We start from the raw sequence: 18,139 nt of genomic DNA, 5'->3' as shown, positions 1-18,139 counted from the left end.
CCTTCGGGGTTGCCCTGGCCGGCGAGGTGTGGCCATTCTGCGCAGTGTTTGAATGCACGCATGGCTCTTGTGCCTGTATGGCGGGAGGGTCTCTAGACCGGCTGGTGCCGGCCGGGGGACAATGCTGGGTAAATTGTATCGCGTAGAACCTCGCATCGCGGTGGCTGTTCTGGCCGTGGGGCTGCTGGCCTTGCCAGATCAGCCGGCGCAGGCGTTCAGCTTTTTTGGGTTGTTTGGCGGCGAGAAGGTTCCGGCCGCCAACCCGGCTTCGCTGCCTTACGCACTGACGTTTGAAACCGGCACGGCCACGGATGTCGAGCAGGCGCTCAAGGATGCCTCCACGCTTTACCGGCTGCGGGCCGATCCGCCGGCGGATGGCGAAGCGCTGGCCCTGCGGGCACGGACGGAGCCGCAGCGCCTCGTCGATGCCATGTGGGGCGCCGGCTACTACAACGCGTCCGCCGCAGTCATCGTCGGTGACCACCGCATCGGCCAGCAGCAGGTCGATACCTCCGCTGTCGCGCGCTATGCCGAGGCGTTCCGCAACCGAGCGCATGTGCCGGTCCGCATCGTGGTCGATCCGGGAGCGCAATTCACCTTCCGCAGCGTCACTGTGCTGGACGCCGCCACCGGGTTGCCGTTCCCGGAGGACCAGCTGCCCCCGAAGGTCGTGAACCTGAATGCCGGCGAACCCGCACGGGCCGCCGACATCCTGGCCGCCGAGGCCCGCATCATCGACCATTTCCGCGGGGCGGGGCATCCCTTCGTGAAGACCGTCAGCCGCGATCCCGTGGTGTTCCACGGACAGGCGGCGATGGACCTGACGCTGACGATCCGGGTGGGGCCAGAGGCCGGCATCGGTGAGGTGTCCGTCAGCGGCACCGAGAAGGTCGATCCGCGGGTGGTGCGCTCCTATGTCTACACCGAGCCGGGCAACCCCTATTCGCCGGACGAGCTGCGCGACATGCGCAAATCCGTCGGCCGGATCGAGGCCATTTCCTCGGTTCGCATCCGCGAGGCGGAAAGCCTCGACGCCCTGGGCAATCTCCCCATCGCGCTTGAGGTGACCGAACGCAAGCCGCGCCTGATCGGTGCTTCCGCCGAATATTCCACCGTGGATGGTCCGGCGCTGAGCGCCTATTGGGCTCACCGCAACCTGTTCGGCGGCGCCGAGCGCCTGCGCCTCGACGGAAGCCTGTTCTTCGCCCAGCGCGGCAACGACACCGGCCTGCCGGACTTCGGTGATTTCGGCTGGGAAGACCTCGGAGGACGCCTGTCGGCAAGCTTCCTCAAGCCCGCGCTTGGCGGAAGCCGCAACGATTTCCTGCTCGACACCACCGTCAGCCGCGAGGCGACGGAGGGTTATCTCGCAAGCTTCGGCAATGTGACGGCGGCGCTGCGCCATCGCTGGACCGACAGTTTCTCCGCACAGATCGGCCCGGAATTCGAGATCGGCCAGAGCGAGGACGTGCTCACCGACCTCACCGGAGAGGCGCTGGACTACAATCTGTTCGGCCTGCGCGCGGCGGTCACCTACGACTCCACGGACAATGCGCTGGAACCGACGAAAGGCATTCGGGCTACGGCGTCGGTGGGATCCTATTTCGACGTGTTCGACGATTCCGTTTCCATGACGGTCGGGCAGGCCAAGGCCTCCACCTATTTCGCGCTCGACGAGGATGCACGCTATGTGCTGGCGGGGCGCATCGGCATCGGCTCCATCACGGGTGCCGACATCGAGGACATTCCCGCCAATCGCCGCTTCTTCGCCGGCGGCGGCGGCTCGGTGCGTGGCTACAATTACCGCAGCCTCGGCCCGCAGCTGGACGGAGAACCGCTCGGCGGCCTCAGCCTTCTGGAGGCCTCGGTGGAGGCGCGCATCCGCGTCACCGAGAAGATCGGCATCGTGCCTTTCATCGATGCCGGCACGGCCTTCGCCGACAGCCTGCCGGAATTCGATGAGGATGTGCGCTTCGCGGCGGGTCTCGGCCTGCGCTACTACACCGGCATCGGCCCCATCCGCCTCGACGTCGCGGTGCCCGTGAATCCGGGCGAGGGCGATCCCGACTACGCCGTCTATATCGGCATCGGGCAGGCATTCTGATGGGCCGCTTCCGCAGGACAGCCGCCACTCTGCTTCTCGCCATCGGGCTTTCCGCCGCCGCCGCCGCGACCCTTGTGGGCGTGCCCGGCTACACGCAGGAAGACGACCAGAGCACTCTCGCGAGGCTGCTGTCGCGCGTGCTCTCGACGCCCGCCACCACGGTGCGCATCGGACGGGTCGAGGGCGCATTGTCGTCGAACTCGACCATCCACGACATCCGCATCTCGGACGCGGACGGCGAATGGCTCGTCCTTCGGCAGGCCAAGCTCTCATGGAGCCGCACGGCACTGCTGAGCCGCCGCCTCCAGATCAACGAACTGGCGGTCGACGGCCTGTCCGTCCTGCGCCGGCCCCTGCCCGCGGAAGAGGTGCCGGAAGACGCGGACCAGCCGATCCTGCCGGAACTGCCTGTGAAGGTGGTGGTTGCGCGCTTCGCCCTGAACGGCTTCCAGCTTGGAGAGCCGATCCTCGGCACGGCGGCCCGGCTTTCGGCGACGGGCAGCGCCGAGATCGGCGATCCGCAGGAAGGCCTCAAATTCGCGCTCGACGCGCAGCGGGAGGACGCGCCGGGCCACTTCGCGGTCGGTCTCGGCTATGCGCCGGGCACCGAGACTTTGGACCTGTCGGTGGATCTCGACGAGCCTGCGGGCGGCCTCGTGGCGCATGCCGCCGATGTTCCTGGGCTGCCGCCGGTCAGCTTCAAGATCGCCGGCAGCGGACCGCTCGATGGCTGGACCTCGCGGCTCGACTTCGTCGCCGGGCCGGACATCGGCGCCGATGGCCGCGCCGTGCTGGACCGTGACGGACCGATCCGCCGGCTCAGGCTCGACCTCGCGGCGCGCATCTCTGGCCTTGTGCCCGCTCCGTTGGCCCCTGTCGTTCGCAACACCACGCAGATGACGGGCAGCGTCGTGTTCGGTGACGACGGTGGCTATGCCGTCGAGGATTTCGGCATCACCTCCGAAGTCGCGCGCCTCGGTGTCAGCGGCTATGTGACGGCGCGGCGAGACCTGGACCTGACGCTTCAGGCCCGTGCGCTGCCGACGGACGGCACGCGCACCCGTGCCGGGCAGGCCGAGATCGGCAATCTGGCTCTCGATGCGCGCGTGGAAGGGCCTCTTGCCCAGCCACGCATCAACGGAACCCTGATGGCGTCAGATATCCGGGTGCCCGAAGGTGCGCTGGCCAGCGTGGACGGGCGCATCTCCATGGTGCCCGTGGAAGGCACCAGGCGTTTCGCGCTGGACACAGACCTGAAGGTTCGCGGCCTCGCGCCCGAGGACCGGGACCTTGCGCGCGCGCTGGGTGACCGCATCGATCTCTCCGCGCGGGGGGTGCTTGACGAGGACCGGGTGCTGAACCTGGAAGCCGGTCGCCTCGACTTTGCGCGCGCGACCGCAACGCTCGACGGGCGCTTCGGGGCATCCATGATCGATGCGAACGCCGGTCTGCAGGCGGCGGACATTGCTCCCTATTCCGGGCTTGTGGGTCGCACCGTCGCCGGCTCGGCGCGCCTGACCGCGCGGCTCACCGGCAATCCGCAGCGCGTGATCGACGCGGCGATCGATGGGCGGCTGGCCGATCTGCGCACCGGCACGCCTGCCGTGGACGGATTGCTCGGGCGCGAAGTCTCAGCTGCCGGAGTGCTGCGGCGCGTGCGCGGAGGTTTCGAACTCGATGGTCTGCGGCTGAACGGCGCGCATCTGAGCGCCGTGGCCAATGGCCGCGCGACGCAGCAGAATGCCGATGTGGTGCTTACCGCCCAGATCACGGATCTGGCCCGCGCGGACGCCCGCCTGACCGGGAAGGCCGGTCTGGACGCCCGGCTCACAGGCTCCCTCCGCGCTCCCGAGGTGAAGGCGAGCCTTGCCACGCGCGATGCGACGGCGCTGGGTCGTCCCATCAAGACGCTGATGCTCGACGTGGATGCCACCGACCTTGCGGCGTTGCCGAAGGCGCGCGTGACCCTCGATGGCGATGTCGGCGGCAAGCCTGCTAACGGCGTGCTGGAACTCGCACGGATCCAAGCCGGCGGTTGGGACGTGGACACGCTCGATCTCGGCATCGGCAGCGTGACCGCGCGAGGCGCCCTTCGTCTCGCATCGGACAACACGGCCGCCGGTCGGCTGACGATCAAGTCCGCGAACCTCGACGACATCTCGCCCATCGTGCTGACGCGGCTTGCGGGCAGCCTCGACGCCGATGTGACGCTCGATGCGCCCGATGGACGGCAGAACGCCTCCATCCTCGTAACTGGCGAGCGGCTGGCCTTTGCCGGAAACCTGCTGCGGCGCGTGCACGCCGATGCGCGGGTGAGCGACCTCTACCGCGAACCGCGTGCCGAAGGCGTCATCGAAGCCGATGGCATTTCGGCGTCCGGCCAAGGCATCGAAACGCTGCGCCTTACGGCGAGGGGAGATGCCGGCTCAAGCCTGCTGGACGTGACCGCGCGGGCGCGTGGCTTCGATCTGGCGGGCAAGGGACGGCTGGTGCCCGGCACGCCCAGCCGGCTAGACCTCGCGAGCTTCACCGCCCGCCGTGGCAAGAGGCAGATCGCGCTCGCGGGGCCGGCGCGCATCGCCTTTACGCCTGAGGGGGCGGACATCGCCGATCTTGTGCTGAGGGTGGATGGCGGGCGCGTTGCGGCGTCCGGTCGTGTCGGGCGCAGCCTCGACCTGTCCGCGATCATCGAACGTCTTCCTTTGGCCGCCGCCGAGATCGCGGTGCCCGGACTTGGCCTGACCGGCACCCTTGGCGGGCGGATCGACGTGCGGGGTCCGGCTGCGGCGCCCGCGGGATCCTACAATCTGACAATCAACGCCCTGACGTCGCCTCAGACGCGCGAGGCCGGGCTTCCGCCGCTGGCCATCAAGGCCGATGGCCGCTTCGCAGATGGGCGCGCCGGGGTCAACTCCACGGTGAACGCCGGGCGCGCCGGCACGATCACGGTGTCGGGCTCGGTTCCTATGGTGGCCAGCGGCGGGCTCGAACTTGCGGTTCGCGGAACCTTGGACGCGGCCATCGCGAACACGCAGCTCAGCGCCGAGGGGCAGCGGGTCACGGGATCGGCGAAGCTCGACCTGCGTGTAGCCGGCACCTTCTCCGATCCCCGCATCGACGGCACGGCCGCGCTCGACAATGGCAGCTTCGCCGACCCGACGCGGGGCGTTTCGCTGCAGTCCATCCGGGCGCGCCTTGCTGCCCGGGGCGACGTCATCACTGTGGAGAGCCTCTCCGCCGCGACGCCGGCCAATGGGCGCATTTCGGGAAGCGGGCGCGTGGCGGTGGATCCCGTGGCCGGCTTCCCCGGCGACCTGCGGATAATCGGCCAACGGGCCCAGCTCATCCAGAACGACGTGGTGACGGCAACGGCCGATCTCGACCTCCAGATTGCCGGCCCGCTGGCGCGCACGCCGCGCGTTTCTGGCCGCATCGGGATCATCGCCATGGATGTCGCGGTGCCCGACCGCCTGCCGGGCACGCTTCAGCCCCTGCCGGAAACACGCCATGTCGGCGCCATGGGCGCGGCGCGGCAGCGCCTGGCCACCAAGGCGCGGCGGCAGCAGGCGGCAGCCGCCGGTGCGCCCTTCAACGCCGAACTCGACCTCGTGGTCTCGGCGCCGAACCGCATCTTCGTGCGTGGGCGCGGGCTCAACGCCGAGCTAGGCGGCGATCTGCGGCTGACGGGCACGAGCAGCGATGTGATCGCGCTCGGTGCATTCGAGCTCAGGCGCGGGCGCTTCGACGTGCTGGGCCAGCGCATCGACCTGACGCGGGGCCGCCTCGGCTTTGCCGGCAGCCTGACGCCCGATCTGGATTTCCTCGCGCAGACCACGGCGGGAGATGTCACGGCGCAGATCGCTGTCACGGGCAGCGCCTCGGAGCCGGACTTCGTGTTCAGCTCCAACCCCGATCTGCCGCAGGACGAGGTGCTGTCGCGCCTGCTCTTCGGCAAGGCTTCGGGCGGCCTCTCGGCGGGGCAAGCGCTGCAGCTTGCACAGGCCGTGGCACAGTTCTCCGGCGGCGGCAGCAGCGCGTTCGAGGACCTGAGGCGCTCGCTCGGCGTCGACAGTCTCGACATCACCACGGGCGAGGGCGGCGGGGTGGCCGTGGGCGCGTCCCGCTACATCAACGACCGCGTCAGCCTGGGCGTACAGGCCGGAGCCAAGCCCGAGGATGCCGGCGTGACCCTGAACCTCGACGTCAGCCGCCACCTCAAGGTCAAGGGCAAGGCCGGCGCCGACGGAAGTGCATCCGGCGGGATCAGCATCGAGCGTGAGTACTGACCTGCGGCAAAGGAGAACCTGACGGCACCCGTCCGGCAGGCTGCACGATTGTTAGCGGAACGAGGGCGCGACCTTGTCGAAGCCTTCGGTGCCGAAGCCCAGATTCACGGCCTTGCCCTCTTTGGACACCATCTTCACGCTGGCGGTCCCGGCGGCCGAGAGTTCTTTGAGGAACGCGGCGTCGATCGTGGCACGAGCCTGGCAGCGCTGGGGGTCGCACCAGTCGTAAGGCAGCTTGCGAACGGCACCCTTGCCGAGGGTCAACTCGACGCCCGCCGGGATCTGGACGCCTGTGGGCGTCTCGAAGACGCCCGCGAGACCGCCGGCTTCGGTGCGCGCGATGATCCAGCCCAGGACCGCTTTTCCGGACTTCTGCTCGCGGATGCGCAGCACGGCATTGCAGACCTTTGCGCCGGCGCCCTGCGCGGGGGAGGTGCACACCAGCGTCCATGCCCCATAGACGATCTCTTCCCGCTTCTGCGGAATGGCCGGGGCTGCTGGGGGCGCCGCCGGTTCGGCCTTCTGGGCGCGCGGCGTCGCGGGCGCCTGTGCGAGGACGGGGAGCGAGGACAGGAGGAGCAGTCCAGCTGCTGTCGGCAAGAAGGGGCGCATCGGAAACCTCTCAAACAAAAAGGGGCAGGCCAAAGGCCTGCCCCGGTCCTAGCCTAGGAGGCCGTGCTTACCACTGGTAGCGCACGCCACCCTTCACGCTGGCCGACTCGTACTCGTCGTTGAACTTGTACGATCCGCTGACCTGGCCCGACCAGCCGGTGGTTCGGCTGGTGACGGACAAGGTGCCGCCCAGTTCGCCGTACACGTCCTCGGGGCCCTGATCGACGATGTCGAAACCGCCCTCGCCACCGATCGTGACCTGGTTCTCGCCTTCGAACTCGTTCCAGGCACGGCCGACCAACGAGACGCCCACAGTGTGCGTCATACCCGTGTAGACATTGCCGCCGACGCGGATGCCGACGCCGCCACGGAGGCTTTCCGCATCATCCGCGAAGTCGATGTCGCCACCAAGCACAGTGGCGTCGTCGATGTCGGTCTGGACATAGGCGAGCACCGCGTTTGGCTCCACGAAGAAGCGGTTGAACCAGAAGCGATAGCCGCTCTCGAGCGTGCCGCCGATGGAGGTCGCATCGGTGCTGAGGTCACCGAAGACGCCGCCGGCGCCTTCGATCTCCAGGAAGTCCGCCTTGATGGTGGCGTCCACGAAGAAGTTGCCCTTCAGGAAGCTGGCGTAACCGCCAACCGTGAAGCCCTCGTAGTCGATCGAGGAGCCGCCCGTGTTGAAGTCGAGGTCGGACGAGAGGTAGCCGGCGAAGACCCCGCCGAGGATCGCATCGTCCGCGGACCACACGCTTTCGCGGCCCGTGTCGATGCCGGCCATCATGCCGTAGATGTCCTGGTCGAAGCCGGTATCGAAGCCGGCCGCCTCGCCATCGTTCTGGACCCAGCCGCCGAAGCCCTTTGCCCACACGCCCGGCGTTACGTTGTTTGCCGTCGTCGTGGGAGCCGGGCCGTCGACCGGGAGGTCGGCGCGCTCGGCGCGGCTGTTGACGCCGGCCATGATGAAGTCACGCAGATCGGCATGACGCTCGGAGTAGATGGCCGTGGTGTTGTGCCAGATCTCCTGTGCGCCGGTGATGATGGACGCAGCCTGATAGGCTTCCACGTCCGGCAAGCCGATAAGGACGATCTCGCGAGCGTTGTCCTCCGCGATTTGCAAAGTGATCTCCTCGGAGATCTCCTCCGGGGCATCACGCTCTCCAAGGGTGTAGTAGACAAAGCCCTTGTCGATCACGCCACGCGAGCTGTCGTAATTCGAGGAGCCCTCGTTGAGCTTCCAGTTCTGGAGAAAGGCGTCGCCGTTGTTGACGCGGACCAGCGCAACGCCGTCGAGGTTGAGGGCACCCAGCCCGGACGCATTGGAGTCCAGAACGAGGATCGACGTCAGGCTGTCGCCCACCACGCCCTGTTCGCCGGTATCCACGTCATCGACGACGAGGAGGTCGGACGAGTCCGACTGACCTGCGGCGCCGAGTGTCGCATCGACCGCGAGGATCGCGCTGCCCGAAGCCTGGTAAGTGCCGTCCACCCTCACACGGTCGTTGTTGAACACCGGCGTTCCCTCGATGCCCGCAAGGGCGCCGAAGTTGTCGATCATGCTGAGCACGCCGTTGTTCTGGAAGACGTCCAGACCGCTGAAGGAGGCTTCGTCTTCCACGCCAGATACAAAGGCGGTCTGGATCAGGACATTGTTCGTCAGGACGCTGCTTTCGCCGACGCCGAAAGAGTTGTCGCCACGGGTCAGCCACAGGCCGTTGTTCTCGAAGGTGCTGGCTTCGAAGCTGTCGATGCCGATGCGGCCTACGATAAGCCCGGAATTGGTGAACTCCCCGCCAGCACCGAAGCCGAAGCTGCCTTCGTCTTCGAAGTCGTCGCCCTGCGCGTAGATCGCGAAGTCTTCGGCGGCGTCGCCAAGATCAGCCGTGAAGGTGGAGAACGCCTCGCTGCCGAGCAGCGTGCCGAGATCCCCGCCGGCGAGGATGTCCTCGTCCTCGACAGCCTCGATGAAGCTGAACAGCGCGTTGGCCGCATCGGTGCTGGCGATGATGCCGGTGTTCTCGAAGCTGAGAGCCGTCTGCACCTCGGAGCCTTCCGTCGACGCGACCGTGCGGATGCGCACCACGGCTTCGTCAGGTTCCTGACCGCTGCCGATGGCGAGCCCTTGGTTGAGAATGGACACATCTCCGGGAATGAAGCTGGCGACGTCCATTGCGGAGTTCGTGGCCCAGATTGCGCCGCCGTTTGTAACGTCCAACGAGGTGGTGCCGTAGTTCGTGACACGGATGCCATCGTCGCCAACCGCGTTTCCGAAGATGCCGATGCTGCCGAGGTTTTCAACGAACACCTCGCCGCTGCCTTCCTGGCTGACTTCGATGCCGTTGTCCTCAGCGAAGATGAGGCCGCCGACTTCGTTGACTACTTCGACGAGGCCGTCTCCATAGGCCTCGACATCGATGCCATCGTCGCCGACACCGGAGAATACCGGGCCGTCTTCATCTTCGGATACCGAACCGATCAGGCCGGCATTGCTGATGACGACCGAGCCGTTGTCCGTCGAGGCATAGATGCCGTCGTCGCCCCCCGTGATGGTCGCGCCGCTCAGCACCCCGATGGTGATATCGCCGGCATCTGCGACGGCCTCGATGCCGTCTCCGCCTTCTTCGTCCAGCTCGTCGTTCGCAGGCCCGCCGATCAGGCTGGTTCCGGCGCCAACAGTGACGAAGATCGAACCTTCATCGCTGTATAGCTGCAGAGCATCGCTGCTGCTCTCAACGACAGTTTGAATCGGCGCACCCGTCTCGTCGGTCTGGCCAAGGTTGAGCGTGATGTCGCCGTCCTCGGTTTCCACCTGAACGCCGCCGCCGAACGCGTTGTTGATGCGCCCAAGGATGTCGATGTTGACCGAACCGGCTCCGCTCGTGAACGCGGCAACGCCGCCTTCAACGACCTCGCCTGCCAGTGTCATGTTGATGGTGCCGGTGTCAGACGCGGCTTCGATGGCATAGTAGCCGTCGTTGGCAGCCGTGGTGGTCACGCTCGATCCAGCCGCGGTGCTGATCGTGATGTCGCCATCGTTGCTGTCGGCGTAGATGCCCGAGTTACCGTTGCCGGTGAGAGATGCCGTTCCCTCGATAGTGATGACGGTGTCACCATCGACTGCGGCAGTGGCAACCGCGCTGCCGGTCCCGCCGATTGCTTCACCGCCGATCGTCACGGTCGTGAGGTTGTCTTCTTCCGTCCGGGTCTGAAGGCCGTTGGCACCACCATTCAGCGTGGTTCCAGCCTCGGTCGTGACGGTGACTGTTCCACCCACCGAACGGACGAAAGCGGCATTGGTATTTCCGCTGACGATGCTGCTGCCAGAGTTCACGGTCAGTGTCGCGGCGCTATCGCTGGCCACGTTGACCTGCACACCAGCACCCGTGGCGGTGGTGATATCCGTGTTTTCAACGATGATCGCCGCATCACCCGGAGTGACGGCGCTGTTCGTAAGCCGAACTGCGGTGTTCGCCGTGACCGTAAGATCCTGCAGCGTCAGGGTCAGCGCACCGGGATTGAAGTATCCGATATCGCCTTCGGCAGCCTGATAGTTCGTCGCGTCGCAGACCACCGCTTGATTGACGGGCGCGCCGCATTCGTTGGCCGCGTAAGCTCCCGAAATGAAGGTGCCCTGCGATAGGACGCCAGCCGTCAGCGCCGTTCCGAGAAGAAGCGCTGCTCGGCGCGAAACGCGGCCGTTGATGGTCCGATGACTTGTAAACGGCTGCATGGCGTCCCCCGAAATTGCTTTCTCAGGCCATAGCTGAGGACACAACCAAAGTACAACTTGAGTCTGGAAAAGTACCACATTTAGGTCATATATGTGGCAATGGCGCTACACTGCAGACTCTGGGTCAGGGGCTTTTTACTCCGGCTGCTTAGTACTGACGCCGGAATTTGCTTCCAAAGCAGCCACATCTGCAGATTAGCGGCGCTCTGGGCCTTTATGATTAACAACTTATGGTGGCCATTCGTGCGGCGAACAGCGCGGACAGCAAGGCTGGTGCTGCCGTCGCATGCAAGATTGCGTTTGCTCTGGATCAAAGAACTAACGCCCGGCTGGCGCAGCGGTGTTCTCGATTCGCTTTGGCAAAGCTGGCGCTTGAAAGACTAGATGCCCTTCGGCTTGTCTTCGGCCACGAGTGCGGCTTCGTCGGGGAAGATCGGCGGCACGTCGGGGTGCTTCTCCGAGCGATCGCGGTAGACGGTCGCGCGGCCGAGCATCATCAAAGTCACGGGCGTGGTGACGGTGATGAAAAGGCCGATCAGGATCTCGTGCACCACTGGCCGGGACGCCGCCGCCGTGAAGAAGATCATGGACCCCACGATCATGCCGCCGGCGCCCCAGCTGGTGCCCAAAGTGGGCGCGTGGATGCGGTCATAGAACGAGCCGAGCCGGGCAAGGCCGATCGTGCCGATCAGCGCAAGCGACGAGCCGAGCAGCAGGAAGGCGGCGCTCAGCACCGCAGCCCATAGCGGGATGTCCTCGAAAGAGGCGTTCATTCGATCACCTCGCCACGCATCAGGAACTTGGCCAGCGCGACCGTCGCGACGAAGCCCAGCATGCCGATTATGAGCGCCGCCTCGAAGTAGAGCGTGCTCCCGGTCCGCACGCCGAAAGCCAGCAATTGCAGCATCGCGCAGACATAAAGCGCATCGAGGGCGAGAACCCTGTCCTGCGCGCGCGGGCCGACGATCATCCGGTAGACGCAGGGAAGAACCGCGAAGGCCAGCAGGGTTTGTGCGATGGACAGCGCCACCTGCATGATGAGGACGTTCATTCGAAAATCTCCAGCAGGAGACGCTCGTAGCGGTTGGCGATGATGTCGATCCAGACCTGCTCGTCGACAAGATCGAAGACGTGGATCAGCAGCGTTCCCCGCGCGGAGTTGTAGTCCAGCCACGCCGTGCCCGGCGTGGATGTGAGGATGATCGACAGGATGGCGAGCCCTGACGGGTTCGTCAGCTTCAGGGGTACGGAGATGAACCCGGACGACCGGCGGTGACGGCTGCCGAGAACGATGATGCGGGCCACCGCGATGTTGGACCGCACGATGTCGACGAGCACGAACCCCAGCAATTCGGGTATCGCGGTCAGGCGGCGCAATCTCGGGCTCGGCTCGCCCAGCGCGTGCATTGCATGGCTGGCACCGAACGCCACCAGCACGGCAAGCACGACATGGCCCGGCGTGAGGCCAGACAGCGCCAGCCACATGACGGCGAGGCCAGCGGCCAGCAGTGGATAGGAAAGGAACGCCCTCATTTGCCCGCCTCGGCGTAAGGGGGAACGCGGCCGGCACCGAGCACGGCATCAAGATAGCGGCTGGGCTGGTGCAGGTCGCCGGCCGCGTCCGTCACGAGGCTCATGACCGTGCCGGCCCCGACCGACATTGCCACAAGAACTGCCGCGAGAAACAGGATCGGCGCGATCTCCAGCACCGTCACGCGAGGCTGGAAGCTTTCCACGGGCGCCCAGAAGATGCGGATGCCCATCCGCACCAGCGCGATCATCGCCGTGAGGCCCGAGATGATCAGCAGGCTTGCGAGGATGGCAGCCTGGTTTCCGGTGCCCCCGGATTCGACCGAGGGCAGCCCGATCACCGCGTGCAGAATGGCGAACTTCGCCAGGAAGCCCGTGAGGGGCGGCAGTCCGATGAGGACCAGGGCAAGCAGGGAGAAGCTGATGCCGAGCACGGCGAGGGCGCCGGGGATGACCCGGCCCACCTCGGTCTCCTCGTCCGCCCCCGGCTCCGCCCCGCCATAGGCTTCCATGGTGACGGCCAGCACGTTTGCGGCCGCGCCCTGCTCGCGTTCCAGCAGTTCGACGATCATGAACAGGCCGCTGACCGCCAGCGTGGAACTGATGAGGTAGAACAGCGCGCCGGCGGTGCTGCCGGGATCGGACATGCCGAAGGTGGCCAGCAGCGTGCCCGAGGACATCAGGACGAAGTAGGCGGCGGCACGCGGAAGCGATTGCGAGGCAAGAATGCCGATGGAGGCGAAAACCAGCGTCAGCGAGCCGCCGACGAAGATCAGCATCGCCCCGAAAGCCTCTCCTTCCGCCGACGCCAGCAGCGAAAGCCGCAGCAGCGCGTAGACGCCGACCTTGCTGAGGACCGCGAAAATCGCGGCCACCGGAGCGGCGGCGGCCGAATAGGCCGGCACCAGCCAGAAGCCCAGCGGCCACATGCCCGCCTTGATCAGGAAGGCCAGCCCCAGCATCGCGAGGCCGACCCTGAGCGCCGGTTCCGAAAAGCCCGTGAGTTGCACGGCCTTCTGCGAGATCTCCGCAAGGTTGAGGCTCCCGGTCGCGCCGAACACAAGGGCGATGCCAACCAGGAAGATGAGCGAAGCGACCAGGTTGATCGCGATGTAGTGCAGGCCGGACCTTACCCTCGCGGCGCCCGATCCATGCAGCACGAGCCCGTAGGAGGCCGCCAGCATGACCTCGAAAAAGACGAAGAGGTTGAACAGGTCGCCGGTCAGGAACGCGCCGCCCAGGCCCATCAGAAGGAACTGGAACAGGCTGTGGAAGTGCGGGCCGCTCCGTTCCCACCGCTGCATGGAGAATACGAGGGCAGGGAGCGCCAGAAGCGCCGTCACGGCCACCATGATGGACGAGAGGCGGTCGGCGACAAGGTTGATCGCGATCGGGGCCGGCCAGTTGCCGAGCAGATAGACGAGGGCCACCGCATCATGGTGGTGCACGCGCAGCAGGAGCATGCCCGCGGTCACGAGCAGGGCCAGCGTGGAGGCAATGCCGATGGCGGCTTTCAGCTGGCGCTGTCGATCGTCGAAGAACAGCATCAGCGCGCCCGCGATGAGCGGGATCAGGACCGGTGCGATGACGATGTGCTGCGGCGCGACCTCCATCACGACCTCTCCCGTCCGTCGACATGGTCGGTGCCCGCAAGGCCGCGGGAGACGATCAGGACGACGAGGAACAGCGCCGTGGTGGCGAAGCCGATGACGATGGCGGTGAGAACCAGAGCCTGCGGCACGGGATCCGCATAGGCGGACGGGTCAACGACCGAGGATCCGTCGACGACGGGGGCGGCATGAGAGCGGAGGCGTCCCATGGAGAAGATGAACAGGTTGACCGCATAGGACAGCAGGGCCAGTCCGACCACGACCTGATAGGTGCGCGGGCGCAGGATGAGCCAGACGCCTGAGCCGGTGAGCGTGCCGATGGCAAGTGCGATGAGCAGTTCCATCAGCCGGCCCCCACATCCGCGTGCGCCTTTGGCACCTTCGTCTTGGCCGAGCGGATGGACTGATGGGCGATGGCGATGAGCATCAGCACCGTCGCGCCGACGACGAGGCTGAAGACGCCGACATCGAACAGCAGTGCCGAGGCCGTGGGCACCTTACCGAGCAGGGGAAGCTCCGTGTACTGGGAGTAGGAGGTGAGGAACGGGTAGCCCAGTCCGAACGAGCCAAGGCCTGTCAGCGCCGCCACCATGAGGCCGAGCCCGATCCACACGACGGGCCGGATGCGCAGCCTTTCCTCCACCCATCGCGTCCCGCCGGCGAGATATTGCAGCAGGAAGCCGATCGACATCGTGATGCCGGCCGCAAAGCCGCCGCCCGGCAGATCGTGGCCACGGAGGAAGAGATAGGCGGCCAGGAGCACGATGGCCGGAAACATCCAGCGCATGATGATGGAGGGCACCAGCAGGTAGTCGTTCAGCGTTTCGCCGACGGTCCTGTCGCGCTGCAGGTCATCGAAGATGTTCTGCTCGCGCTGCTGAACGGGGATCTCGCTCGTGTCCTCGGCGGGACGGAAACGGCGCAGCAGCGCGAACACAGTGAGCGCGACCACGCCCAGCACCACGATCTCGCCGAACGTGTCGAAGCCGCGGAAGTCGACAAGGATGACGTTGACGACATTGGTGCCGCCCCCCTCGCTGTACGCGCGCTCCAGATAGTAGTCACCGACGGATGACGGCACGGGGGTCCGCATCGTCAGATACGCCATGGCGGCAGTCCCGAGACCCGCCGCGACCGCGAGTGCGAGATCGAAGGAGCGACGCAGCAGCGTCCTCAGATGGAAGCTGTCGTGGATCTCCGGGTCACGCTTGGGCAGCCAGCGCAGGCCCAGCAGGATGAGGACGGTGGTCACGATCTCCACGAGGAGCTGGGTGATTGCAAGGTCGGGCGCCGAGAACCACACAAAGGTCACGCAGTTCACGAGCCCGGCGCCGCCCAGCAGGATCAGGGCCGCCAGCCGGTGGAACTTGGCTTGGTAGGCGGCGCCCACGGCACACACTGCTCCGACGGCCCAGAGCACCGCCAGCACCGGATCCATGCCCGCGGCCGACAGCGCCGGCAGCTTTTCCGCCGAGCCCCACATGGCCCAGATGCCACCGAGCAGAGCTGCTCCGATCAGCACGCGCAGCTGCGGCTGCAGATGGCGCGTGGCCAGCAAGCGCTCTAGGAAGCGGGCTCCTCGCCAGCTGAGGGTGACGAGAATCCGCTCGAAGATGCGCCGGCCCTGCAGGCGGCGGATGAACGGCGGACCCTCCTCGGAATTGCGCAGATAGGGCTGCAGCAGGGCGTAAATCGCGAGGCCGGCTACGAGCGCCACCGTGCTCATGAGCAGGGGCAGGTTGAGGCCGTGCCACACCGAAAGGCTGTACTCGGGCGTGCGCTGGCCCAGAACCGCGAAGACGGCGGTGTCCAGAAAGCCGCCCACGCTGATCGCCGGCACCATGCCGACCACAAGGCAGACGAGGACGAGGAGTTCGATGGGCACCCGCATCCAGTGCGGCGGCTCGTGCGGCTCCCGCGGCAGGTTCACCGGCTTTGGCCCGAAGAAGACCTTGTGGATGAAGCGCACGGAATAGGTGACGGCGAATGCACCGGCGACGGTCGCTACATAGGGCGCGATGTGGTCCAGCCACGAGACCCGGTGCTGCTCGATGCTCTCGGCGAAGAACATCTCCTTCGACAGGAAGCCGTTCAGCAGGGGCACTCCGGCCATTGCGAGGCTTGCTACCATCGCAAGCGTCGCCGTCACCGGCAGGAAGGCGAACAGGCCAGACAGCTTTCGCATGTCGCGGGTGCCGGCCTCATGGTCGATGATGCCTGCCGCCATGAACAGGCTGGCCTTGAAGGTGGCGTGGTTGAGCATGTGGAAGATGGCCGCGACAGCCGCCAGAGGGCTGCCGAAACTCAGAAGCGTCGTGATGAGGCCGAGATGGCTGATCGTCGAATAGGCGAGCAGTCCCTTCAGGTCCTGCTGGAAGATGGCGAAGAACGAGCCCAGCAGCAGCGTCGACATTCCCGCCAGCCCAACGATGAAGAACCATTCGTCCGTGCCGGACAGCACCGGCCAGAAGCGGGCGAGCAGGAACACGCCCGCCTTCACCATCGTGGCGGAATGCAGGTAGGCCGATGCGGGCGTGGGCGCCGACATGGCGTTTGGAAGCCAGAAGTGGAACGGAAACTGCGCGCTCTTGGTCAATGCGCCGGCCAGGATCAGGAGCAGCATCGGGAGGTAGAGATCGTGCGCCCGGATGGCCGCCCCGGACGCCAGCACCACGTCGAGATCGTAGCTGCCGACGATCCGGCCCAGCAGCACCATGCCGGCCAGCAGGCAGAGCCCGCCGGTGCCGGTGATCGTCAACGCCATGCGGGCCCCGTCCCGGGCAGCCTGGTTCTGGTGCCAGTAGCCTATGAGCAGGAACGAGAAGATGCTCGTGAGTTCCCAGAACACCGCGAGCAGGATGATGTTTCCGGACAGGACCAGGCCCTGCATCGCGCCCATAAAGGCAAGCAGAAACGCGTAGAAGCGTGCCACCGGATCCTTGGGCGACATGTAATAGCGGGCATAGATGACGACGAGCAGGCCGATGCCCGTGATGAGCATGGAGAACATCCACGCAAAGCCGTCCAGCCGCAGGGCTGCATTGAGCCCGAGCGTCGGAACCCATTCGACGACATGCCGCACCACCCCGCCGTCCTGCACCAGCGGATAGGCGAGGGCGGTAAGAACCACCCCGAGCAGTGCCGCCAGGCCAGCGACCCAGGCTTCGGCGTTTCGTGCGTTGGCGGGAAGCAGGATGGCAATGAAACTGGCGACGAACGGCAACGCAACAAGAAGAACCAAACTGTTGCTCTGCCACACCATCGATGCACTTCCTACCTGAACAATCCTGATCGCTCGTGAAAGAGCCGTCTCGCACCCTGTTTCCCCTCCAGAGCGGAGGGATTTGGCCGGTTGCCGATCATGCTGCATCTCGCGCCGGGGCGCGGCAGCAGAATTGCCGCTTCGGGGATCATCGCCGCGACAGGAGGATGGCGTGCATCCGTCGCTGTGCTTCGATGAAGGGGCAGCAGCAGTTCACAAGGGTTCCTTGTTTCTCCTCCATGAAGATGACAAGGGCAACCCTCAACCCCGATCAATTGCCCGTGGATGCGCGTGGAGCCGGCCGCCGGGCGGACCGCCTGGCGAGGTCTTCGACGGCGTTGGCACCCAAATAGATTGATATCAATGTTATCCTGCTTGAGAGGACGATGAGATGAAGACCGACCCGCATGCGGAGCATCGCTGGCTGAAACGACTGGTGGGCACCTGGCGGATGACCATGGCTGAATGCGCCGCCGAGATGCCCGGCGGGGACGGGGGACAGGCTGGTCCTGCGGATAACAAGTGGATCGAGACCGTGCGGGAACTTGGCGACCTGTTCGTCGTCAGCGAAGGCCGCGGCACCATGCCCGACGACGGGGCGCGTGCGGAAACGCTGATGGTCCTCGGCTACGATCCTCGGAAGGGGCGCTATGTCGGCAGCTGGTCCGGTTCGATGATGGACGTGTTCTGGGTCTATGAGGGCACGCTGGACGCGAGCGGCGATGTGCTGACGCTGGACACCACGGGTCCTGACTTCAACGCACCCGACACCCTGTTGCCCTACCAGGACATCTACACCTTCGAGAGCCCCACCCGCCGGACGCTTACCTCCCGCATGAAAGGCGCGGACGGGGAGTGGGTGCAGGTGATGTCGGCGACCTACGAGCGGATCGACTAGGGCAGGCGCAGCGAGACCGGGAAATGGCGGGTGCCGGGCGGTCCGGCTCGCACGGCCTTGTTCCTGCCCCAGGCGTGTGAGGTCTATTCGCAGCGCCCGTTCCAGGG

Annotated in this window: 11 protein-coding genes; 3 read left to right on the top strand and 8 right to left on the bottom strand. The window is 66.1% G+C overall.

Features of this window, described 5'->3' with window-relative positions; genetic code table 11:
• The first annotated feature begins 121 nt into the window (after window positions 1-121).
• Window positions 122-2,104, top strand: a complete 1,983-nt coding sequence (locus tag SCD90_RS02730; RefSeq protein WP_319843080.1) for an autotransporter assembly complex protein TamA — start codon at window positions 122-124, stop codon at window positions 2,102-2,104.
• Complete coding sequence (locus SCD90_RS02725) at window positions 2,104-6,390, top strand: translocation/assembly module TamB domain-containing protein (RefSeq protein ID WP_319843079.1); 4,287 nt, start codon at window positions 2,104-2,106, stop codon at window positions 6,388-6,390. The genes SCD90_RS02730 and SCD90_RS02725 overlap by 1 nt, the downstream gene beginning before the upstream one ends.
• A gap of 51 nt (window positions 6,391-6,441) precedes the next feature.
• On the opposite strand, the gene SCD90_RS02720 is transcribed toward SCD90_RS02725, so the two are convergent.
• From SCD90_RS02720 to SCD90_RS02685, 8 genes are all read right to left on the bottom strand, one after another.
• Window positions 6,442-7,002 carry an invasion associated locus B family protein gene (locus tag SCD90_RS02720; protein WP_319843078.1) on the bottom strand — a complete coding sequence of 187 codons (561 nt, stop codon included), beginning with the start codon at window positions 7,000-7,002 and terminating at the stop codon, window positions 6,442-6,444.
• A gap of 67 nt (window positions 7,003-7,069) precedes the next feature.
• Window positions 7,070-10,732, bottom strand: a complete 3,663-nt coding sequence (locus SCD90_RS02715) for an autotransporter domain-containing protein (RefSeq protein ID WP_319843077.1) — start codon at window positions 10,730-10,732, stop codon at window positions 7,070-7,072.
• Between the two features lie 380 nt (window positions 10,733-11,112).
• On the bottom strand, window positions 11,113-11,505 hold the full coding sequence (mnhG, locus tag SCD90_RS02710; RefSeq protein WP_319843076.1) for a monovalent cation/H(+) antiporter subunit G: 393 nt from the start codon (window positions 11,503-11,505) through the stop codon (window positions 11,113-11,115).
• Entirely contained in the window at window positions 11,502-11,783 is a 282-nt protein-coding gene (locus SCD90_RS02705; protein WP_319843075.1) for a K+/H+ antiporter subunit F, read from the bottom strand. The genes mnhG and SCD90_RS02705 overlap by 4 nt, the downstream gene beginning before the upstream one ends.
• A complete protein-coding gene (locus SCD90_RS02700; protein ID WP_319843074.1) occupies window positions 11,780-12,265 on the bottom strand; it encodes a Na+/H+ antiporter subunit E in 486 nt (161 codons plus the stop codon). Before SCD90_RS02700 ends, SCD90_RS02705 begins: the two co-directional genes overlap by 4 nt.
• The gene (locus tag SCD90_RS02695) at window positions 12,262-13,875 is read right to left on the bottom strand and encodes a monovalent cation/H+ antiporter subunit D (RefSeq protein ID WP_319843073.1); all 1,614 of its coding nucleotides are present in this window, start codon (window positions 13,873-13,875) and stop codon (window positions 12,262-12,264) included. The genes SCD90_RS02700 and SCD90_RS02695 overlap by 4 nt, the downstream gene beginning before the upstream one ends.
• Window positions 13,875-14,216, bottom strand: coding sequence for a Na+/H+ antiporter subunit C (locus SCD90_RS02690; RefSeq protein ID WP_319843072.1), 342 nt, complete (start codon window positions 14,214-14,216; stop codon window positions 13,875-13,877). Before SCD90_RS02690 ends, SCD90_RS02695 begins: the two co-directional genes overlap by 1 nt.
• The gene (locus SCD90_RS02685; RefSeq protein ID WP_319843071.1) at window positions 14,216-17,134 is read right to left on the bottom strand and encodes a monovalent cation/H+ antiporter subunit A; all 2,919 of its coding nucleotides are present in this window, start codon (window positions 17,132-17,134) and stop codon (window positions 14,216-14,218) included. Before SCD90_RS02685 ends, SCD90_RS02690 begins: the two co-directional genes overlap by 1 nt.
• Window positions 17,135-17,525: 391 nt before the next feature.
• Here SCD90_RS02685 and SCD90_RS02680 point away from each other — a divergent pair, with 391 nt between their 5' ends.
• Entirely contained in the window at window positions 17,526-18,032 is a 507-nt protein-coding gene (locus SCD90_RS02680; RefSeq protein ID WP_319843070.1) for a DUF1579 domain-containing protein, read from the top strand.
• Window positions 18,033-18,139: the final 107 nt, after the last annotated feature.

The sequence above is a fragment of the Terrihabitans rhizophilus genome, assembly GCF_033898525.1.
Classification (GTDB): Bacteria; Pseudomonadota; Alphaproteobacteria; order Rhizobiales; family Methylopilaceae; genus Flaviflagellibacter; species Flaviflagellibacter rhizophilus.
The sequence above is the reverse complement of the archived record's forward strand: the minus strand, read 5'-3'. Positions and strand labels throughout refer to the sequence as shown.

Coding starts and splice junctions, on each gene's coding strand:
- SCD90_RS02730 (WP_319843080.1), top strand. CDS start 122: ATGCTGGGTAAATTGTATCGCGTAGAACCTCGCATCGCGGTGGCTGTT.
- SCD90_RS02725 (WP_319843079.1), top strand. CDS start 2,104: ATGGGCCGCTTCCGCAGGACAGCCGCCACTCTGCTTCTCGCCATCGGG.
- SCD90_RS02720 (WP_319843078.1), bottom strand. CDS start 7,002: ATGCGCCCCTTCTTGCCGACAGCAGCTGGACTGCTCCTCCTGTCCTCG.
- SCD90_RS02715 (WP_319843077.1), bottom strand. CDS start 10,732: ATGCAGCCGTTTACAAGTCATCGGACCATCAACGGCCGCGTTTCGCGC.
- mnhG (WP_319843076.1), bottom strand. CDS start 11,505: ATGAACGCCTCTTTCGAGGACATCCCGCTATGGGCTGCGGTGCTGAGC.
- SCD90_RS02705 (WP_319843075.1), bottom strand. CDS start 11,783: ATGAACGTCCTCATCATGCAGGTGGCGCTGTCCATCGCACAAACCCTG.
- SCD90_RS02700 (WP_319843074.1), bottom strand. CDS start 12,265: ATGAGGGCGTTCCTTTCCTATCCACTGCTGGCCGCTGGCCTCGCCGTC.
- SCD90_RS02695 (WP_319843073.1), bottom strand. CDS start 13,875: ATGGAGGTCGCGCCGCAGCACATCGTCATCGCACCGGTCCTGATCCCG.
- SCD90_RS02690 (WP_319843072.1), bottom strand. CDS start 14,216: ATGGAACTGCTCATCGCACTTGCCATCGGCACGCTCACCGGCTCAGGC.
- SCD90_RS02685 (WP_319843071.1), bottom strand. CDS start 17,134: ATGGTGTGGCAGAGCAACAGTTTGGTTCTTCTTGTTGCGTTGCCGTTC.
- SCD90_RS02680 (WP_319843070.1), top strand. CDS start 17,526: ATGAAGACCGACCCGCATGCGGAGCATCGCTGGCTGAAACGACTGGTG.